We start from the raw sequence: 684 nt of genomic DNA, 5'->3' as shown, positions 1-684 counted from the left end.
GCCAGTGGGGCAGTTTCGGGTCGGACATCCCGGATCGGCATCTGGAGCAGGCCGGGCTCGAGGTCGGCAATCTAACCGTAACCCGGGCGGTCGCCATGACCCGGCGGCTGCTGGAGTTTCCCCGACATCTGTCGCAGCACGTCGGGGGCTTCGTCCTGACCCAGGATCGGTTGGACGAACTGGTTCCCATCGGCAATGCGGCCATGCCGGACCGAACCTTCATCGAATGGGACAAGGACGATATCGACGCGCTGCGGCTGATGAAGGTCGATGTGCTGGCTCTGGGGATGCTGACCTGTATCCGAAAGGCGTTCGACCTGCTGGTTGAGCACGGGGCGCTGAATCTCAGGCTGGACACGGTTCCTGACGCCGACGAGCCGACCTACAAGATGCTGCAACAGGGGCGCTCAATCGGGGTCTTCCAGGTGGAGAGTCGGGCGCAGATCAACATGCTGCCGAGGCTGAAGCCGAAGCGGTTCTATGATCTGGCCATTCAGGTGGCGATCGTTCGTCCCGGGCCGATTCAGGGCAATATGGTCCATCCCTATCTGCGCCGCCGGCAGGGTCTGGAAGCCGTCGACTATCCTTCTCCGGGTGCAGAGTTCGGACATGCCGATGAGCTGAAGGACGTGCTGAAGGCGACCCTGGGCGTGCCGCTTTTTCAAGAACAGGCGATGAAGATCG

The 684-nt window shown here is 62.1% G+C and carries 1 pseudogene; it reads left to right on the top strand.

Annotated elements, in window-relative coordinates:
- Window positions 1-684, top strand: a pseudogene (locus ACK4S7_RS13075) (error-prone DNA polymerase); the annotation flags it as partial.

It is taken from the genome of Sphingorhabdus sp., assembly GCF_046292425.1.
Lineage (GTDB): Bacteria > Pseudomonadota > Alphaproteobacteria > Sphingomonadales > Sphingomonadaceae > Sphingorhabdus_B.
This window is presented reverse-complemented; position numbering and strand designations above follow the sequence as displayed.